15 protein-coding genes are annotated in these 16,957 nt (G+C 68.7%); 8 read left to right on the top strand and 7 right to left on the bottom strand.

Translation table 11 applies throughout. The features are described from left to right. The first annotated feature begins 172 nt into the window (after positions 1-172). On the top strand, positions 173-2,098 hold the full coding sequence (locus tag SH591_RS12350; protein WP_324749366.1) for a sulfatase-like hydrolase/transferase: 1,926 nt from the start codon (positions 173-175) through the stop codon (positions 2,096-2,098). Between the two features lie 61 nt (positions 2,099-2,159). Here the strand turns inward: SH591_RS12350 and SH591_RS12355 are convergent, their stop codons facing one another. The 3 genes from SH591_RS12355 to SH591_RS12365 all read right to left on the bottom strand — a co-directional run bounded on the left by SH591_RS12355 (position 2,160) and on the right by SH591_RS12365 (position 5,053). Further along, complete coding sequence (locus SH591_RS12355; protein ID WP_324749367.1) at positions 2,160-2,948, bottom strand: SDR family NAD(P)-dependent oxidoreductase; 789 nt, start codon at positions 2,946-2,948, stop codon at positions 2,160-2,162. Next, positions 2,945-3,721, bottom strand: coding sequence for an SDR family NAD(P)-dependent oxidoreductase (locus tag SH591_RS12360; protein WP_324749368.1), 777 nt, complete (start codon positions 3,719-3,721; stop codon positions 2,945-2,947). Before SH591_RS12360 ends, SH591_RS12355 begins: the two co-directional genes overlap by 4 nt. A gap of 93 nt (positions 3,722-3,814) precedes the next feature. Further along, entirely contained in the window at positions 3,815-5,053 is a 1,239-nt protein-coding gene (locus SH591_RS12365; RefSeq protein WP_324749369.1) for an acyl-CoA dehydrogenase family protein, read from the bottom strand. A 136-nt stretch (positions 5,054-5,189) separates the two neighbouring features. Here SH591_RS12365 and SH591_RS12370 point away from each other — a divergent pair, with 136 nt between their 5' ends. From SH591_RS12370 to SH591_RS12390, 5 genes are all read left to right on the top strand, one after another. Then, a complete protein-coding gene (locus SH591_RS12370) occupies positions 5,190-5,885 on the top strand; it encodes a hypothetical protein (RefSeq protein ID WP_324749370.1) in 696 nt (231 codons plus the stop codon). A gap of 30 nt (positions 5,886-5,915) precedes the next feature. Further along, positions 5,916-7,358, top strand: a complete 1,443-nt coding sequence (locus SH591_RS12375) for a flavin-containing monooxygenase (RefSeq protein WP_324749371.1) — start codon at positions 5,916-5,918, stop codon at positions 7,356-7,358. Positions 7,359-7,405: 47 nt separating this feature from the next. Next, complete coding sequence (locus SH591_RS12380) at positions 7,406-8,569, top strand: acyl-CoA dehydrogenase family protein (RefSeq protein ID WP_324749372.1); 1,164 nt, start codon at positions 7,406-7,408, stop codon at positions 8,567-8,569. 104 nt (positions 8,570-8,673) lie between these two features. Beyond that, a complete protein-coding gene (locus tag SH591_RS12385) occupies positions 8,674-9,789 on the top strand; it encodes an acyl-CoA dehydrogenase family protein (protein ID WP_324749373.1) in 1,116 nt (371 codons plus the stop codon). A 77-nt stretch (positions 9,790-9,866) separates the two neighbouring features. After that, on the top strand, positions 9,867-11,009 hold the full coding sequence (locus tag SH591_RS12390; protein ID WP_324749374.1) for an acyl-CoA dehydrogenase family protein: 1,143 nt from the start codon (positions 9,867-9,869) through the stop codon (positions 11,007-11,009). A gap of 201 nt (positions 11,010-11,210) precedes the next feature. Here the strand turns inward: SH591_RS12390 and SH591_RS12395 are convergent, their stop codons facing one another. From SH591_RS12395 to SH591_RS12405, 3 genes are read right to left on the bottom strand one after another with little or no spacing between them, the layout of a single operon-like run. Next, the gene (locus SH591_RS12395) at positions 11,211-11,597 is read right to left on the bottom strand and encodes a PaaI family thioesterase (RefSeq protein ID WP_324749375.1); all 387 of its coding nucleotides are present in this window, start codon (positions 11,595-11,597) and stop codon (positions 11,211-11,213) included. A gap of 9 nt (positions 11,598-11,606) precedes the next feature. Continuing rightward, complete coding sequence (locus SH591_RS12400) at positions 11,607-12,209, bottom strand: TIGR04282 family arsenosugar biosynthesis glycosyltransferase (RefSeq protein WP_324749376.1); 603 nt, start codon at positions 12,207-12,209, stop codon at positions 11,607-11,609. Next, entirely contained in the window at positions 12,206-14,338 is a 2,133-nt protein-coding gene (locus SH591_RS12405; protein ID WP_324749377.1) for an FAD-dependent oxidoreductase, read from the bottom strand. Before SH591_RS12405 ends, SH591_RS12400 begins: the two co-directional genes overlap by 4 nt. A gap of 55 nt (positions 14,339-14,393) precedes the next feature. On the opposite strand from SH591_RS12405, the gene SH591_RS12410 reads away from it, so the two are divergent. Further along, on the top strand, positions 14,394-15,410 hold the full coding sequence (locus SH591_RS12410) for a radical SAM protein (protein ID WP_324751378.1): 1,017 nt from the start codon (positions 14,394-14,396) through the stop codon (positions 15,408-15,410). Next, positions 15,410-16,060, top strand: coding sequence for a TIGR04283 family arsenosugar biosynthesis glycosyltransferase (locus SH591_RS12415; RefSeq protein ID WP_324749378.1), 651 nt, complete (start codon positions 15,410-15,412; stop codon positions 16,058-16,060). Before SH591_RS12410 ends, SH591_RS12415 begins: the two co-directional genes overlap by 1 nt. Here the strand turns inward: SH591_RS12415 and SH591_RS12420 are convergent. Further along, the gene (locus tag SH591_RS12420) at positions 16,051-16,926 is read right to left on the bottom strand and encodes an S-methyl-5'-thioadenosine phosphorylase (protein ID WP_324749379.1); all 876 of its coding nucleotides are present in this window, start codon (positions 16,924-16,926) and stop codon (positions 16,051-16,053) included. The two genes, SH591_RS12415 and SH591_RS12420, sit on opposite strands and share 10 nt — an antisense overlap. Positions 16,927-16,957 lie beyond the last annotated feature (31 nt).

Here is a 16,957-nt window from a genome sequence, read left to right on the forward strand (position 1 = left end):
GATGAAACGATTGGCCTCGCGATAGGCCCGACCTTACGTGAACGTCAACTGGTGAGGGCGCTCACGTACGGCCCCCGAGGCGCGCAACCCTTTCTCAATGGCGGGGGGTTAGTGTCGGGCGGTCCCGTCAGCCGAGGAAGCCGCCATTTCTTTTCTTTCGCGCAACGCCGCCTTGCTGGCGCCGGCCGCCCTGTTCGGGGCGACGCTGGCGCTGGAGGTGGCGCTGGTCGAGCGGAAATATGGCGTGTTCGGGGGCGGGTTCGGCGCCTCGCACGTGATCCATGGAGCGGGGGAATGGGGGCTGCTGCTGGCCGGGCTGCTCCTCGCGCACGGCCTGCTGATCGGGCTGCTGTTCCTGTCCATACGCGCGCTCCATGGCGGCAGGCGGGACACGCCCTTGTTCCTGCTCAATGCAAGCTTCGTCATCCTCGCGGCCGGCGCGGCCGTGCTGGCGGTGAAATATGAAGTGCTGAGCTATTTCAGCGACGCGATCGGATTCGGGCTGATCCGCGATCTGGGCGGCGGCAGCCTGTTCGACGCGATGCTGTTCGTGATGGACGAGGCCGGGCTGCTCGCCGCCGCGGCCGCCGGCACGGCCGGGGCCTATTGGATGTGCCGGCGCCTCGTCCGCCGTTACGCGCCGGCGGGAATTGCTCCGTCGGGGCTGCGCTGGCGGCACCTGCTGTGGCTGGCCGTGCCGCTGCCGCTGGTGGCGATGGCGGCGAACCGCGTGCCGGACGTGCGCTACGCCCTAACCCGCTTTAACGCCTTTGCGGTCGCCAATACCGCGCTGGCCCAGGCGAGCGACTTCGATCGCGACGGCTTCAGCGGGTTCACCGCCCAGGCCGACGCCCATCCGTTCGACGCGGCGCGCCATCCGTTCGCGCTCGACGTGCCCAACAACGGCATCGACGAGGACGGGCTTGGCGGCGATTTCCGCTTCGACGACGCGGTGGCCGAGGCGGTAGTACCGCGCTTCCCCGGCAAGCCCCAGCATGTGGTGCTGATCGTCTTGGAGAGCGTCCGCGGCGATGCGCTCGGGCGTCGGGTCGGCGGCCGCGAAGTCACTCCGAACTTGAATGCGCTGGCGCGGCAGGGGACGGCCTTCGCCGAGGCCTACAGCCATGTCGGCTTCACGACCGCGTCGCTCAAGAGCCTGTTCGGCGGCGCGCTCGATCCCGCGCCCGGCGATCCCTCGCTGTTCCGCGACTTCAAGGCGGCCGGATACCGGATCGGCGTCTATTCGGGGCAGCCCGAGAGCTTCGGCGACATTGCCGGCGTGGTCGGCATGAAGGAAAATGCCGATGTCTTCGTCGACGCCGAGACGCTGAAGGACGAGCGGGCGTTCGGCTTTGCCGCCAAGGGCTCGCTGCTGGTCGACGGGCGCAAGCTGTTGCGCGAGTTCGACCGCTCCTACGGCCGGCCGGCCGATTGGGCGCGGCCCAATTTCCTCTATTTCAACTTCCAGGAAGCGCATTTCCCCTATCACCATCCGGGCACGATGCGACTGCTGCCGGGGGAGCCGATCGCCCGCGCCGACATTGCTCTCGCCAACAAGGACCGGGTGGCGCGCACCTATTGGAACGCGGTCGCCTATGACGACTGGCTGATCGGCGAGGTCGTGGCGCGGCTGAAGCGGCTCGGCGCCTGGGAAGACAGCGTGCTGGTCGTCACCGCCGACCACGGCGAGTCCCTGTTCGACGACGCGTTCCTCGGCCACGGCCACGTCATCAACCGCCAGCAGACGCAGATTCCCTTGGTGGTGAGCGCGGCCGGCATCCCCAGCGGCCGCCCGGTCGGCCTTGCCGATTTCCGCGCGATCATTTTGCGCGCAGCGGGGGCCGAGGGCGTACCCGAGATGCGGGCGCGCACCGTCTTCCAGCATATCGGCGGCCTCGACTGGCCGACCGCGATCGGCATGGTCGAGCCGGGCGGCGTGTGGACGGTGATGCAGATCGAGACCGAGCAGGTCCGGTTCAGCGAGACGGGGCGCACGGCGCGTTATGCGGACCTGACGGGTGCGGAGAAGGCGCGCGCCGACCGCCTGATCGACGAATGGGCGCGCCAGCGCTGGCTGGCGCATCTGAGGCGGCAGTAAGCAGGCCCAGCGTCGCCGATCCTGGGCCCCGGCTTTCGCCGGGGAGCGGCTAGGGGCGACGCTACAGCGCCGTGCGGCCGTAGACCTGCATATTGTAGGGGAGGGAAGAGGAGAGGCCGCCGTCGGCGACGAGCGCGTGGCCGTTGACGTAGCTCGACTCGTTCGAGGCCAGGAACAGGGCCACGGCGGCAATCTCGTCGGGTGCGCCGCCGCGCTTCAGCGGATTGAGATGGCCGAGCTTGTCCTGGTGGCCGCGCTCTCGCGCGCGCTCGTAGATCGGCTGGGTCATGCCGGTCTCGATCAGGCCGGGGCAGATGGCGTTGACGCGGACGCCCGAGCCGGTGAGCTGTTGCGCGGCCGTTTTGACGAGGCTGATCACGCCGGCCTTGGAGGCCGAATAAGCCGGGCTGCCGGCACCCGAGCGAAGCCCGGCCACGCTCGCCGTGCAGATGATCGAGCCGCCGCCGCGCAGCTTGATCAAAGGCGCGGCGTGGCGGATCGCCAGGGCCGGACCGATCAAATTGACGCGCAAGATCTCGGCCCAATCGTCCGGCGTCTGCTCGAACAGGTTGGCGAGGCCGCCGGAGATGCCGGCATTGGCGAAGACGATGTCGAGCCCACCGAAGCGCGCCGCGGCGCTGCGCACGAGATGGGCGACATCCTCGTCTGAACCGGCGTCGCCGCGCACCGGCACCGCGGCCGGGCCGATCAGGGCCGCGGTCTCGTCGACGCTCTCGTTGATGTCGGAGACGACCAGGAACGCGCCCTCGCGCGCGAAAGCCTGGGCGGTGGCGCGGCCGATGCCCGAGCCGGCGCCGGTGACGATCGCGATCTTGCCTTCGAGCTTCACAACCCCACTCCCGTGGTCGAGCCGCCGTCGACGACGATCGCCTGGCCGGTGACGAAGGTCGAGGCGGGCGCGGCAAGGAAAACGGCCGCGCCGGCGATCTCGTGCGGCTCGCCGATCCGCTGCAGCGGAGTATGGGCGGTGACGGCCTTGAGCGTCTCGGGATTCTCCCAGAGCGCCTTGGCGAAATCGGTGCGGATCAGGCCGGGCGCGATGCAGTTGACGCGGACCTGGTACGGCCCGAACTCGGCGGCGAGGTTGCGGGCGAGCTGGAAGTCGGCGGCCTTGGAGACATTGTAGGCGCCGATCACCGTCGAGGCCTTGAGCCCGCCGATCGAGGAGACGATGATGATCGACCCTTCCTTGCGCTCGATCATCTCGGGCGCGACCATTTGGATCAGCCAGTGATTGGCGAGAACATTGTTCTCCAGGATCTTGCGGAACTGGTCGTCGCTGATCCCGCCCATCGGCCCGTAATAGGGATTGGAGGCGGCGTTGCAGACGAGTATGTCAATCCGGCCCAATTGCCGACGGGTCTCGTCCACGAGGCGTTGGAGCTCGTCCTTGGACGAGATGTTGGCCGGGACGACGATCGCGGTGCCGGCGCCGTGCCGGGCGTTGATCGCGTCGGCCGCCTCGGCGCAGGCATCGGCCTTGCGGCTGGAGATGACGACCTTGGCGCCCTGGTCGGCCATCGCCTCGGCGATCGCCCGGCCGATGCCCCGCGAGGAGCCGGTAATGATCGCGACCTTGCCGGTGAGATCGAACAGATTCATGCGGCCTCCTTCGTCATCCCGGCGCAGGTCGGGATCTCCGAACCAGTACAATGCGATGTCGTCCTGAGGCCCCGGCCTTCGCCGGGGTGACGATTATACCGCATGTCTGGCGAACTCGATCCGCGCGATGGCGCGGTTGTGGACTTCGTCGGGGCCGTCGGCGAGGCGCAGGGTGCGGATGCCGGCCCAGCTCGCGGCGAGGCCGAAATCCTGGCTGACGCCGGCGCCGCCATGGGCCTGGACGGCGTCGTCGATGATCCGCAGCGCCATTTGCGGCGCCTGCACCTTGATCATCGCGATCTCGGCCTGGGCGGCCTTGTTGCCGGCCCTGTCCATCATGTCGGCGGCCTTGAGGCACAGCAGGCGCGACATCTCGATGTCGATGCGGGCGCGGGCGACGCGCTCCTCCCAGACGCTGTGCTCCATCAGCTTCTTGCCGAACGCGACGCGGCTCTGCAGCCGGCGCGCCATCGCTTCGAGCGCCGCCTCGGCCGCGCCGATCGTGCGCATGCAATGGTGGATGCGGCCGGGGCCAAGGCGGCCCTGCGCGATCTCGAAGCCGCGACCCTCGCCCAGCAGCATGGCCGAGGCGGGGATGCGGACGTCCTTCAATTCGACCTCCATGTGCCCGTGCGGCGCGTCGTCATAGCCATAGACGGTGAGCGCGCGCTCGACGGTGACGCCCGGCGCGTCGAGCGGCATCAGCACCATCGACTGCTGCTGGTGGCGGGGATTGCTGGGATTGGTCTTCCCCATCACGATCGCGACCTTGCAGCGCGGGTCGCCGGCGCCGGACGACCACCATTTGCGGCCGTTCAGCACATAATCGTCGCCGTCGCGGCGGATCTCGCACTGGATGTTGGTCGCGTCGGAGGAGGCGACGGCCGGCTCGGTCATCAGGAAGGCGGAGCGGATCTCGCCGTTCATCAGCGGCTTCAGCCACTGGTCCTTCTGCTCGCGCGTGCCGTAGCGATGCAGCACCTCCATATTGCCGGTGTCGGGCGCCGAGCAGTTGAACACTTCGGAGGCCCAGGGGATGCGGCCCATCTCCTCGGCGCAGAGCGCATATTCGAGGTTGGTGAGCTGGGTGCCCTCGAATGCGAAGCTGTCGTCGACATGCGGCAGCGCCGGCGCCGGCGGCATGAACAGGTTCCAGAGGCCGGCGTCCCTCGCGAGCGGCTTCAGCTCCTCGATGACCGGGATCGGCTGCCAGCGGTCCCCTTGGCCAAGCTGGCTTTTATAGTCGCCGATCCGGGGACGGACATGAGTCTCGACGAATGCGCGCACCCGGCCGCGGTAGAAAGCCTCGCGTTCCGTAAGGGTAAAGTCCATCGCGCCGTGCATCCTTCTTTCTTGCGTGGCGCCAACCTGTCAGAAACGGGACTTTGGCGCCATAGGCCGCGACGCGCGCCGGCCTTGCGCGGCAGGCGCAAGCAAGGGCATGCTGGCCGCACCTGTCGGGAGACGAATGTCGATGCGTCCGCTGTTGCTGCTGCCCCTGGGATTTCTCGCCGCGTGCTCGGGCGGCTATATGGCCGACAAGATCGGACCGCGCGAAGGCATCGTCGCGCCGCAGCTCAGCCGCTACGGCCTCGATCCGGCCCAGACGCAATGCGTCGGCGGCCACCTCGCCGCGCGGCTGACCGCGCAGCAGTTGCGGCGCTTCGAGCAGACCGCGCGTTCGGTCCAGAAGGGCTATTTCCGCGCCGACCAGCTGACGCTGCGCGATCTTTCCTACGTCGCCACCCAGGTCGATGCGACCGTCGCGACCGAGTTCGACACGGCGCTGGAGACGTGCGGGGCGGCGCGGACGACGGCCGCGCCCGAAGCTTCCGCGCTGGGCGCCGCGGCGGGTGCGCCGCCGGCCTGGCTCAACCTCGGCAAGGCGCCGACCGGGCAGGGCATTTCGGTCGACGCCGCCTCGATCGAGCGCAGCGACACCGTCCGCAAGGGCTGGTTCCGCCTGACCGACCCGGGCTCGGCGCCGAGCGACGCTGCTTTCCTGCTTTCGATCGACTGCACCGCCAAGACGATCAACGCGCTGGCGCGGCGCAAGCAGGACGCGGCCGGCGCCGTCACGGAGTTTCGCGAATATTCGGATAGCCCAGGCCCGATCGAGAGCGGGACGGTGATGGAGATCGCCTATCTCTCGCTCTGCACCTGAGCGCCGCGTGAGCCTGCGCAGGAGCCGGGAATGACCGACGGCGGCGGGCCGACCCATGTCGACGTCCTGATCGTCGGCGCCGGCATTTCCGGGATCGACGCCGCCTACCACCTCGAGACGCGCTGCAAGGGCAAGAGCTACGCGATCCTCGAGGCGCGCCACGCCATCGGCGGAACCTGGGACCTGTTCCGCTATCCGGGCATCCGCTCGGATTCCGACATGTACACGCTCGGCTTCCCGTTTCGGCCGTGGCGCGGCGACCGCTCGATCGTCGACGGCCCGTCGATCCGGACCTATGTCGAAGAAACGGCGCGCGCTTTCGGCATCGACCGCCACATCCGCTTCGGCCACAAGGTCACGCGCGCTTCCTGGTCCTCGCCCGACGCGCTCTGGGCAGTCGAGGTCGAAAGTGAAAGCGGCTCGCGCAGCTTCACCTGCCGCTTCCTGTTCCTGTGCAGCGGCTATTATGATTATGCGAAAGGGTATCGGCCCGAATGGCCGGGCGAGCAGGACTATCGCGGCCGCATCGTCCACCCGCAATTCTGGCCCGAGGACCTGGATTATGCCGGCAAGCGCGTGGTCGTGATCGGCAGCGGCGCGACCGCGGTGACGCTCGTGCCGACGCTCGCCGAAAAGGCCGCGCATGTGACGATGCTGCAGCGCTCGCCGAGCTACATCGTCGCGCGGCCGTCGCGCGATCGCCTCGCCGGGCCGCTCGGCCCGCGCCTGACGCGGCTCAAAAACGTGCTGCTCGGCATCTATTTCTTCAATCGCGCGCGGCGAAAGCCCGCGCGGGTGCGGCGCTGGATCAAGCGCATGGCGGCCAAGGCCCTGCCCAGCGGCTTCGACGTCGAGCGGCACCTCTCGCCGCGTTACGATCCGTGGGACCAGCGCCTCTGCCTCGTTCCCGACGGCGACCTGTTCGCCGCGGTCAAGGCGGACAGGGTCTCGATCGCTACCGACAGCATCGCGCGCTTCACCGGCGACGGCCTGCAGCTGCAATCCGGCGAGACGCTGAACGCAGACATCGTCGTCACCGCCACCGGCCTCGTCATCAAGCTACTCGGCGGCATCGCACTGGTCGTGGACGGCGCGCCGGTGACCGTCGCCGACCGGCTCACCTACAAGGGCATGATGCTGAGCGACGTCCCCAATCTCGCTTTGTCGTTCGGCTACACCAATGCGTCCTGGACGCTGAAATGCGATTTGACGTCGCGCTACGTATGCCGCCTTCTCAACCATATGGACCGGCACGGCTTCGCCCTCTGCGCGCCGCGCCTGCCGGCGGGGCCAGTCGAGCGCCGTCCTTTGCTCGACTTCACCTCAGGCTATGTGAAGCGCGCGGAGGCCGGCCTGCCCAAGCAGGGCGCGAGGCCGCCCTGGCGGCTCCATCAGAATTACATCCGCGACCTTGCCATGCTGCGCCTCAGCCCGGTGACGGACGAGGCGATGGAATTCGGCAAGGCCGGTTGACTCTCTTGGGCCCGCGCAGCAGTTGACGTAAGCGTAAAGGAGAGGACATGACCGACCTCGAGACCTTCCGGACCGAGACGCGCGCCTGGCTGGAGACGAATTGCCCGGCCGAGATGCGCGCGCCGGTGCGCGGCGAAAGCGACATGTGCTGGGGCGGGCGCAATCCCGCGTTCCAGAGCGAGGCGCAGAAGCTTTGGATGGAGCGGATGGCCGAGCGCGGCTGGACCGTTCCCGACTGGCCCAGGGATTATGGCGGCGGCGGGCTTTCAGCGGCCGAGACTAAGATATTGCGCCAGGAGATGGCGCGGATCGGCGCGCGCAACCCGCTGATGAGCTTCGGCATCTCGATGCTCGGCCCGGCTTTGCTCAAATATGGCAGCGAGGAGCAGAAGAAGCGCTTCCTGCCCGAGATTGCGCGCGGCGAGATCCGTTGGTGCCAGGGCTATTCGGAGCCCAATGCCGGCTCCGACCTGGCGAGCCTGCAGACCAAATGCGAGGACAAGGGCGACCATTGGCTGGTCAACGGCCAAAAGGTCTGGACCTCCTACGCTGACAAGGCCGACTGGATCTTCTGCCTGGTACGCACCGATAGCCAGGCGCCCAAGCACCAGGGCATCAGCTTTCTTCTGTTCGACATGGCGAGCCCGGGCGTTTCGACCCGGCCGATCCTGCTCATCTCCGGCTACTCGCCCTTCTGCGAGACCTTCTTCGACGACGTGAAGGTGCCGAAGGACCAGCTGGTCGGCGAGGTCAACAAAGGCTGGGACGTCGCCAAATATCTGCTCGGCCACGAGCGCGAGATGATCAGCGGCATGGGCCTCGGCGGCAACGGCGAGAGCCTCGGCGCGGCGCTCGCCGAGCGGCTGTCCGACGATCCGTTGCTGCGCGCCGAGGTCGCACGTTTCGACGTCGACGCGATGGCGTTCCGGGCGATGTCCGAGCGCTTCATCGACCAGTTGAAGGCCGGCCAGGCGCACCCGGCGCAGCCCTCGATGATGAAATATGCCGGGACCGAGCTCAACAAGGCGCGGCACGAGCTGGTCATGGCCGCCGGCGGCGCCGACGCGCTCGAATGGGAAAGCGAGCGTTCCAAGGGCGGCAAGGCGGCGCGCGAATGGCTCCGGACCAAGGCCAATTCGATCGAGGGCGGCACCAGCGAGATCCAGCTCGGCATCATCGCCAAGCACATATTGCGCCTGCCGGGGACGTGAGAATGGCACGTCATCCCGGCGACGGGCGGGATCCCGGCGAGATCACGCGCGGGCTCCTTTCACGCGCTGAGACCCCGGCCTTTGCCGGGGTGACGGAGTAAGTAATGCCCCTCTATCTGACCGACGACCAGGCGATGCTGCGCGATACGGCGCGGAGCTTCATGGCCGGGGAAGGCGCGATCGCGAGCCAGTATCGCAAGTTTCGCGACATGAACTGCAAGGACGGGTTCGGCCATGCGTTGTGGCGGCATTTCGGCGAGATGGGGTTTACCGGCATCCTCGTCGACGAGGCGGACGGCGGGCTCGGGCTCGGCCATGTCGAGGCCGGCATCGTGCTCGAGGAGATCGGCCGGAACCTGACGCCGTCGCCCTTCCTGATCACGGCGGTGACCGTCGTCGAGGCGCTGCGCGGGACGCCGCTCAGGGAGCGCTGGCTGCCCGGAATCCTCGCCGGCGAGACCGTCGGCGCGCTGGCGGTCGACGAGGGCGCCAGGCACCGGCCCGAGGCGATCGCGATGCAGGCGGAGCGCTCGGGCAACGGCTTCGCGCTCAGCGGCCGCAAGCAGTTCGTCGTGCAGGGGGCTTCCGCGGACTTTTTCGTGGTCGCGGCGCAGGCGGCCGAGGGCCTGACCCTGTTCGCGGTCGAGAAGGGCGCCAACGGCCTTGACGTCGAGGGCGTGCGCCTGGCCGACGCCAGCATCGGCGCGCGGCTGGAATTCGAGCGCGTCGAGGTCGATGCCGATGCGGTGATCGGCGAGGTCGGGCAGGGGGAGGCCATTCTCTCCCGGGTGCTCAACGCAGGCCGCGCCGGTGCGGCGTCCGAGATGGTCGGCGTCGCCTCGGGCGCGATGGACATGACCGTCGACTATCTCCGCCAGCGCAAGCAGTTCGGCAAGCTGATCGGTGAGTTCCAGACGCTGCAGCACCGCGCCGCCCACCTCTATGCGGAGCTGGAGATCGCGCGGGCGGCGGCGCTCAAGGCGCAGCAATTGCTCGACGAGGGCGGCAGCGAGGCCGAGGCGATGGTGTCGGTCGCCAACGCCAAGGCGGGCCGCGTCTCGACGCTGGCGGTGCAGGAGGGCGTGCAGATGCACGGCGGCATCGGCATGACCGACGAGCACGATATCGGCCTCTACATGAAGCGCGATCGCGTGCTGAACGCGCTGTTCGGCGACGCTTACTACCACGCGGATAGATTGGCGCGGCTCAAGGGTTACTGAGCGAACCCACCCCTCCCTGGAAGGGAGGGGAGCAGGAAGGAAACGCCCTCCGCGGATGGGGAGGAAGAGGAGAAAAGATGCCCCTCGATCCCGAGACTTCCGACGCGCTGATCGAGACCGTGCAGCGCTATGTCGCCGAGCGGCTTCGGCCGCTCGAGGCCCAGGTCGAGGAAGCGGATGCCATTCCCGACGCGGTCGTAGCCGAGATGCGCGAGATGGGGCTGTTCGGCCTGTCGATCCCGGAGGAATATGGCGGGCTCGGCCTGACCATGGCCGAAGAAGTGCGGATCGCGCTCGAATTCGGGCGGACGACACCGGCCTTCCGCTCGGTGTTCGGCACCAATGTCGGCATCGGCAGCCAGGGCCTGGTGATGGCCGGCAACGACGCGCAGAAGGCGGCATGGCTGCCCCGGATCGCGAGCGGCGAGATCGTCACCAGCTTCGCGCTGACCGAGCCGGGCGCCGGCTCCGACAGCGCCGCGGTCCAGACCAGGGCGGTGCGCGACGGTGACGTCTATCGCCTCTCGGGCTCGAAGCGCTTCATCACCAATGCCGACAAGGCCTCCCTGTTCACGGTCATGGCGCGGACCGGCGGGCCTGGCGCGAACGGCGTCTCGGCCTTCCTGGTGCCGGCCGACCTGCCGGGGCTGAGCATCGGGGCTCCGGAAAAGAAGATGGGCCAGCAGGGCGCCCATGTCTGCGATGTCCATTTCGACGACGTGCCCGTTCCCGTCGCCAACCGGCTCGGCGCGGAAGGCGAGGGCTTCAAGGTGGCGATGCGCGTGCTCGACCGCGGCCGGCTGCACATCGCCGCGGTCTGCGTCGGCATTGCCGAGCGGCTGATCGCCGACGCGGTCGCCTACGCCGCCGAGCGCCACCAGTTCGGCAAGCCGATAGCCGAGTTCCAGCTGATCCAGGCGCTGATCGCCGACAGCAAGACCGAGACGCTGGCGGCGCGGGCGCTGATGCTGGAGGTCGCGGCGCAGAAGGACAGAGGCGAGGCGATCACGATGGAGGCGGCGGCCGCCAAATATTTCGCGAGCGAGACCGTCGGCCGCGTTGCCGACCGCGCCGTCCAGATTTTCGGCGGCGCCGGCTATATCGCCGATTACGGCATCGAACGGCTCTATCGCGACGTCCGCCTGTTCCGGATCTACGAAGGCACCAGCCAGGTCCAGCAACTCGTCATTGCACGCGAGACGATGAAAAGGGGCGGGTGAGTTCGCAAGCGTCATCCCGGCGAAGGCCGGGATCCCAGCAAGAATAGTCACCGTGCCTTTTCCATCCTGAGATCCCGACCTTCGCCGGGATGACGGGCGGGGCATGATCCGTTCCCACCTCTCCGTCATTGCGAGCGCAGCGAAGCAATCCAGGACGGTGCCGCTGGATTGCTTCGTCGCTTACGCTCCTCGCAATGACGGTTAGTGCCGCCGCAGCAGTAGGTTCATCTTGGCGGCCGCGATCGGCTTGGTGCGGTCCTGCTGCCAGGCGTGGGCCTCGACATTGGCGACGCGCTTGCCGAGGCGGGTGATCACGGCCGCGGCAAAAGTGTCGTGGTCGGTGCCGCCGCGCATGAAATCGACGGTGACGTTGATCGGCTTCACGCTGACCCCCTCGGCCGAACCCAGCGCCTCGAAGAGCGTGCCGAGCGCGGCGAATTCGAGCAGACCGGCGATCGCGCCGCCGTGGAGATAGCCGGGGCGGCCGACCACGCTTTCGCCGAACGGCATCAACCACAGCAATTCGCCGTCCTCGGCGCGGATGGTGCTGAGGCCGAGAAGCTGGGCGTAGGGCGGAAGCGTGTCCATCGCCGCCGACTAGCCGACCGACGCTTTGGGTGGAAGCAGATAGGGCGGCAGGTGGGCGAGATCGGCCGGCTCGTCGATGTCGCGCAGCGTCTCGCCGATGTGGAGCGACCAGCCGAGCGCGGCGATGCGGGCGATCGTCTCGCCGGCGACGGTGCCGGTGCTCCAGGGCATGGCGGCGAAGAGCGAGCGATCGAGCCTGTTCAGTCCCAGCAGCGCGTAGCCGCCATCGGCCGCCGGATGGAGCACGGCGTCATGGTCGCGCAGCCGTTGCGCGGCGTGGCGGAGCCGGTGGCGGTCGAGAGCGGGGCAATCGGTGCCGATCAGGAGCAGCGGCGGCCCGGCGCGCTGCGCCGCCCGCCACAGCCGGTCGCCGAGATCGCCTTCGCCCTGGTCGGTAACCTCGACGCCCTCGGGGAGGTCGCCGGCCCATTCAGGGTGGCGGGCCAGGCAGAGCTCGACGGGGCCGATGCCGGCGGCGAGCGCCTCGCGACAAGTGGCGTGGAGCATCGCGGCGGCGAGATCGGCCGCGCCTTCCGCGCCCAGCGCCGGGATGAGCCGCGTCTTCACCCGGCCTGCTACCGGGGCCTTGGCGAAGATGACGATCCGGGTCACCCGCGCCGCCAGCGGTGGTAGCGCTCGGCCCAGCGCAGCAGGCGCTCGGGCTTATGCGCCTTCTTCCATTCGCCGGCCGCATATTTCGCCGATTCCGCCATGGTCGGGTAAGCGTGGATCGTGCCGAGGATCTTGTTGAGCCCGATGCGGTGCTTCATCGCCAGCACATATTCGGCGAGCAGTTCGCCGGCATTGGCTGCGACAATCGTGGCGCCGAGGATGCGGTCCTTGCCGGGCGCGACCAGCAGTTTGACGAAGCCGCGATTGGCGCCTTCGGTCAACGCGCGGTCGAGATGGCCAAGATCGTAGCGGATGACTTCGTAGGCTAGGCCCGCTTCCCGTGCCGAAATCTCGTTATGGCCGACATGCGCGACCTCGGGATCTGTATAGGTGACCCAGGGCAGCACCGAATAATCGGTGCGGAATTTGCGGACCCCGCCGAACAGGGCATTGACCGCGGCATACCAGGCCTGGTGGGCCGCGAAGTGGGTGAACTGGTACGGCCCGGCGACGTCGCCGGCCGCGAAGATGTTGGGGTAGAGCGTCTCGAGATAGTCATTGGTGGCGACCGTGCGGCCGGTCTCGATGCCGAGCTCTTCGAGGCCGTAGCCGGCGAGCCGGGCCTTGCGGCCGACGGCGACGATCAGCGCGTTGAACGGGATTGTCGTGCCTTCCGAGGACGCGACCAGCGTCCCGTCGCGAACCTCCGAAACATCGAAATCGGTGCGGATGTCGACGCCTTCTTCCGCCAGCGTCTCGGCGACGAACGCCGCGACCTCCTCGTCCTCCTTCGGAAGGATGCGCGCGCCTTTCTGGACCAGGGTCACATGAGCCCCGAGCCGCGCCAGCGCCTGGGCGAGCTCGACGCCGATCGGTCCGCCGCCCAGGATCGCCACCCGTTCCGGCATCGTCTCGCGATGCGCGAAGGCCTCCCACATCGTGTCGCTGGTGAGATAGCCGCTTTCGGCGAGGCCCGGAATTTCGGGAATGGCCGGCGCGCCGCCGGTGGCGATGACGATCGCGCGCGCGGTCAGCCGTTCGGCGCCGTCTATCTCGACCGTCCAGGGATCGAGGATGCGGGCATAGCCCATGCGCACATCGACGCCGAGCGCCGTGTAGCGCTCGATGCTGTCGGCCGGCGCGATGGCCGCGATGATCGTGCGGATCCGTTGCATCACGGCGGGAAAGTCGTCCGCAGGCTCGCGCGCCCCGAGCCCGTAGAAATCGGCGTTGCGGATTTCGTGGGCGAGCCGGGCGCTGCGGATCAGCGCCTTCGAGGGCACGCAGCCGGTGTTGAGGCAGTCGCCACCCATGCGGTTGGCCTCGATCAGGGTGACCTTCGCCCGCACCGTGGCGGCGATATAGCTGGTGACCAGTCCGCCGGCGCCGGCGCCGATTACGATCAGGTTGCGGTCAAAACGCTTCGGGCGGCGCCACCCCTTGTAGATGCGCCGCCGCCGCAGCCGACCGACCACGAATTTGGCGAGCAGGGGGAATAGCCCGAGCAGCGCGAACGAGCCGATCAAGGCGGGGGAGAGGATGTCGCCTGTGGTCTCGATCCGCGCGATCTGGGTGCCGGCGTTCACATAGACGATCGTTCCCGGCAGCATGCCGATCCAGCTCGCCAGCGCGTAGGGCGCGAGCCGCATCGCCGTCAGCCCCATCGCCAGATTGACCAGGAAGAAGGGGAATACGGGGATCAGCCGCAGGCTGAGCAGGTAGAAGGCGCCGTCGCGGCGGATGCCTTCGTCGATCGCCGCGATGCGCTTCCCGAACCGCGCCGCCACCCAGTCGCGCAACAGATAGCGCGACGACAGGAAGGCGAGGCAGGCGCCGAGCGTCGAGGCGACCGAGACGACCGCCGTGCCGGCCCACAGGCCGAAGATCGCCCCCGCCGCCAGGGTCAGGATCGCGGCGCCGGGCAGCGACAAAGCGGTCGCGGCGACATAGATCAGGAAGAAGCCCCCGATCGCGAACCACGGCCGTTCGCGCAGCAAAGCGGCCAGGTCCGCTTGCCGCGCCTTCAGCATGTCGAGGGTCAGATAGCGGTCGAGGTCGAGCAGGAAGAAAGCGGCGATCGCCGCGGCGACGACCAGGAGGAGGAGAATCTTGCCGGAGCTGCCCTTCATCGTCCGCCTTTCCCGTCCTGACTAACCGAGCCGGAGCAGAGGGGAAAGGCGCGTGATGCTGGCGGGCCGCGGCGTCGTGGCTTATGATGCGCGGCGAGGGAGAGACCCTATCGCCACCGCCTTGTTCCCCGTGCGCTCGCCTTTCGCCGATCCGGCGGCGCGGCCGCTCGATCCGGCCAAGTTCCGTGACCCGATGATCACGGCCAAGGGCAAGCCGCGGGCGTCGGTGACGCTCGAGCGGCTCGATACGCTCTGGATCAACACCGGCACGCTCTGCAACCTGGCGTGCCAGACCTGCTATATCGAAAGCTCCCCGACCAACGACGCGCTTGTCTATCTGAGCCTTGCCGAAGCCGAGGCCTATTTCGAGGAAGCGGCGGCGATCGGCGTGCGCGAGATCGGCTTCACCGGCGGCGAGCCCTTCATGAACCGCGACATGGTGGCGATGCTGCGCGCTGCGCTCGGCCGCGGCTTCGAGGTGCTGGTGCTGACCAATGCGATGCGGCCGATGCGCCGGTTCGAGGACGCGCTGAAGGCGGTCGTGCTGGAGCATGGAGACCGGCTGACGATGCGGGTCAGCCTCGATCATCACAGCCGCGCCGTCCACGAGGCGGAGCGCGGGACGGGGACGTGGGACAAGGCGGTGGGCGGCCTGCAATGGCTGTCGGACGACGGCTTCCGGCTGGCCGTCGCCGGGCGGCTGCTCGCCGGCGAAAGCGAGGCCGAGGCGCGCGCCGGCTATGCCGGTCTTTTCGCCGAGCTCGGCGTCCGCGTCGATGCGGGCCTCGTCCTCTTCCCCGAGATGGACGCGGCCGCCGACGTGCCGGAGATCAGCGAGGGCTGCTGGGACCTCCTCCATGTCGCGCCTTCGGCGATGATGTGCGCGTCCAGCCGGATGGTGGTGAAGGCTAAGGGCGCGGCGCGGCCGCACGTCGTCGCCTGCACCTTGCTCCCTTACGATCCGCGCTTCGCGCTCGGCGAGACGCTGGCCGAGGCGGACCGGCGGGTGATGCTCAACCACCCGCATTGCGCGCGTTTCTGCGTGCTCGGCGGAGCCAGTTGCTCGGTCTGATGCTGTCGATCGTTATCCCGACGCTAAACGCGGCCGCAAGCCTGCCGGCCGGCCTCGAACGCCTCGCCGGCGTCGATGAGATACTGGTCGTCGACGGCGGCTCGGGCGACGCCACCGTCGCAGTGGCGCGCGCGGCGGGAGCGCGGGTGATCGTGGCGCCGCGCGGGCGGGGGCCGCAGCTCCAGGCCGGCGGCGAAGCGGCGCGGGGCGACTGGCTGTTGTTCCTCCACGCCGACACCCTGCTTGGCGCCGGGTGGCGCGCGGCGGTGGAGGCGCACCAGGCGCAGCGGCCGCGCGGCGCGGCCTGCTTCCGCTTCAGGCTCGACGATCCGGCCTGGCAGGCGCGGCTGATCGAGCGCGGCGTGGCGGCGCGGGTGCGGCTGCTCGGTCTCCCTTATGGCGATCAGGGCCTGCTCGTGCCGCGGCTGCTCTACGAAAGGGTCGGCGGCTTCCGGCCGCTGCCGCTGATGGAAGATGTCGATCTCGTGCGCCGGCTCGGGCGGGTGCGGGTGCTGGCCGCGGACGCCGTCACCGGCGCCGAGCGCTGGCGGCGCGACGGCTGGCTGCGCCGTTCGGCCACTAACCTTCTTTGCCTGTTGCTCTACCGATTGGGCGTGCCCGCCGAACGCGTGGCCCTGCTCTACCGCTGAGCGGCGAACACCCGGCCGCAAATCGCATCGAGCTTCGCCGCCATCGCCGGGTCGCGGGCGGATGGCGCGGTGATGAGCGCGCTGTCGAGATGGGTATCGATCGGCGAGGGCGTGCGCTTGGCCGGGAGGCTGGCGGCCAGTTCAGTGACGAGGCGTCTGGCGATGCCGGCATTGGCGCCGAGCTGCGCGATGATCGCCGAAACCTCCACCGCATCCTCGCCGGCGCGCCAGCAGTCATAATCGGTGACCATGCCGACCAAAGCGTAAGGCAGCTCCGCCTCGCGGGCGAGCTTGGCCTCGGGCATGGCGGTCATGCCGATCACATCGCAGCCCCAGAGGCGATACATCTCGCTCTCGGCGCGGGTCGAGAATTGCGGGCCTTCCATGGCAAGATAGGTGCCGCCCATCACCACCTCCGCACCCGCCGCATCGGCCGCCGCCGCTGCGAAATCGGACAGGCGCGGGCAGACCGGATCGGCCATCGAGACATGGGCGACCATGCCCGGCCCGAAGAAGCTCTTTTCGCGCGCGAAGGTGCGATCGACGAACTGGTCGACGATCACGAACCGCCCGGGCGCCAGCTCCTCGCGCAGCGATCCGATCGCCGAGATGGCGATGATATCGGTACAGCCCGCCCGCTTCAACGCGTCGATATTGGCGCGCGCATTGACGTCGGTCGGGGCCAGCCGGTGGCCGCGGCCATGACGGGGCAGGAAGACGAACTTCACGCCGTGGATGCGCCCCACCAGCAGGGCATCCGAGGGTGCGCCCCAGGGGGTATCCACTTCGATCCATTGCGCATCTGCCAGCGCGTCGATGTCGTAGAGGCCGGAGCCGCCGATGATGCCGATCGTCCATTCGCTCATCGCTCTCCCTTAGCAGCGGCGGCGGGTTTGG

It is taken from the genome of Sphingomonas sp. LY54, assembly GCF_035594035.1.
Taxonomy (GTDB): Bacteria; Pseudomonadota; Alphaproteobacteria; order Sphingomonadales; family Sphingomonadaceae; genus Allosphingosinicella.

Bases quoted from the DNA above. Each gene is read 5' to 3' on its own strand.
- SH591_RS12390 (WP_324749374.1), top strand. From the start codon at position 9,867: ATGCCCCTCGATCCCGAGACTTCCGACGCGCTGATCGAGACCGTGCAG.
- SH591_RS12380 (WP_324749372.1), top strand. From the start codon at position 7,406: ATGACCGACCTCGAGACCTTCCGGACCGAGACGCGCGCCTGGCTGGAG.
- SH591_RS12360 (WP_324749368.1), bottom strand. From the start codon at position 3,721: ATGAATCTGTTCGATCTCACCGGCAAGGTCGCGATCATTACCGGCTCC.
- SH591_RS12370 (WP_324749370.1), top strand. From the start codon at position 5,190: ATGTCGATGCGTCCGCTGTTGCTGCTGCCCCTGGGATTTCTCGCCGCG.
- SH591_RS12420 (WP_324749379.1), bottom strand. From the start codon at position 16,926: ATGAGCGAATGGACGATCGGCATCATCGGCGGCTCCGGCCTCTACGAC.
- SH591_RS12410 (WP_324751378.1), top strand. From the start codon at position 14,394: ATGCTGGCGGGCCGCGGCGTCGTGGCTTATGATGCGCGGCGAGGGAGA.
- SH591_RS12415 (WP_324749378.1), top strand. From the start codon at position 15,410: ATGCTGTCGATCGTTATCCCGACGCTAAACGCGGCCGCAAGCCTGCCG.
- SH591_RS12375 (WP_324749371.1), top strand. From the start codon at position 5,916: ATGACCGACGGCGGCGGGCCGACCCATGTCGACGTCCTGATCGTCGGC.
- SH591_RS12385 (WP_324749373.1), top strand. From the start codon at position 8,674: ATGCCCCTCTATCTGACCGACGACCAGGCGATGCTGCGCGATACGGCG.
- SH591_RS12365 (WP_324749369.1), bottom strand. From the start codon at position 5,053: ATGGACTTTACCCTTACGGAACGCGAGGCTTTCTACCGCGGCCGGGTG.
- SH591_RS12405 (WP_324749377.1), bottom strand. From the start codon at position 14,338: ATGAAGGGCAGCTCCGGCAAGATTCTCCTCCTCCTGGTCGTCGCCGCG.
- SH591_RS12395 (WP_324749375.1), bottom strand. From the start codon at position 11,597: ATGGACACGCTTCCGCCCTACGCCCAGCTTCTCGGCCTCAGCACCATC.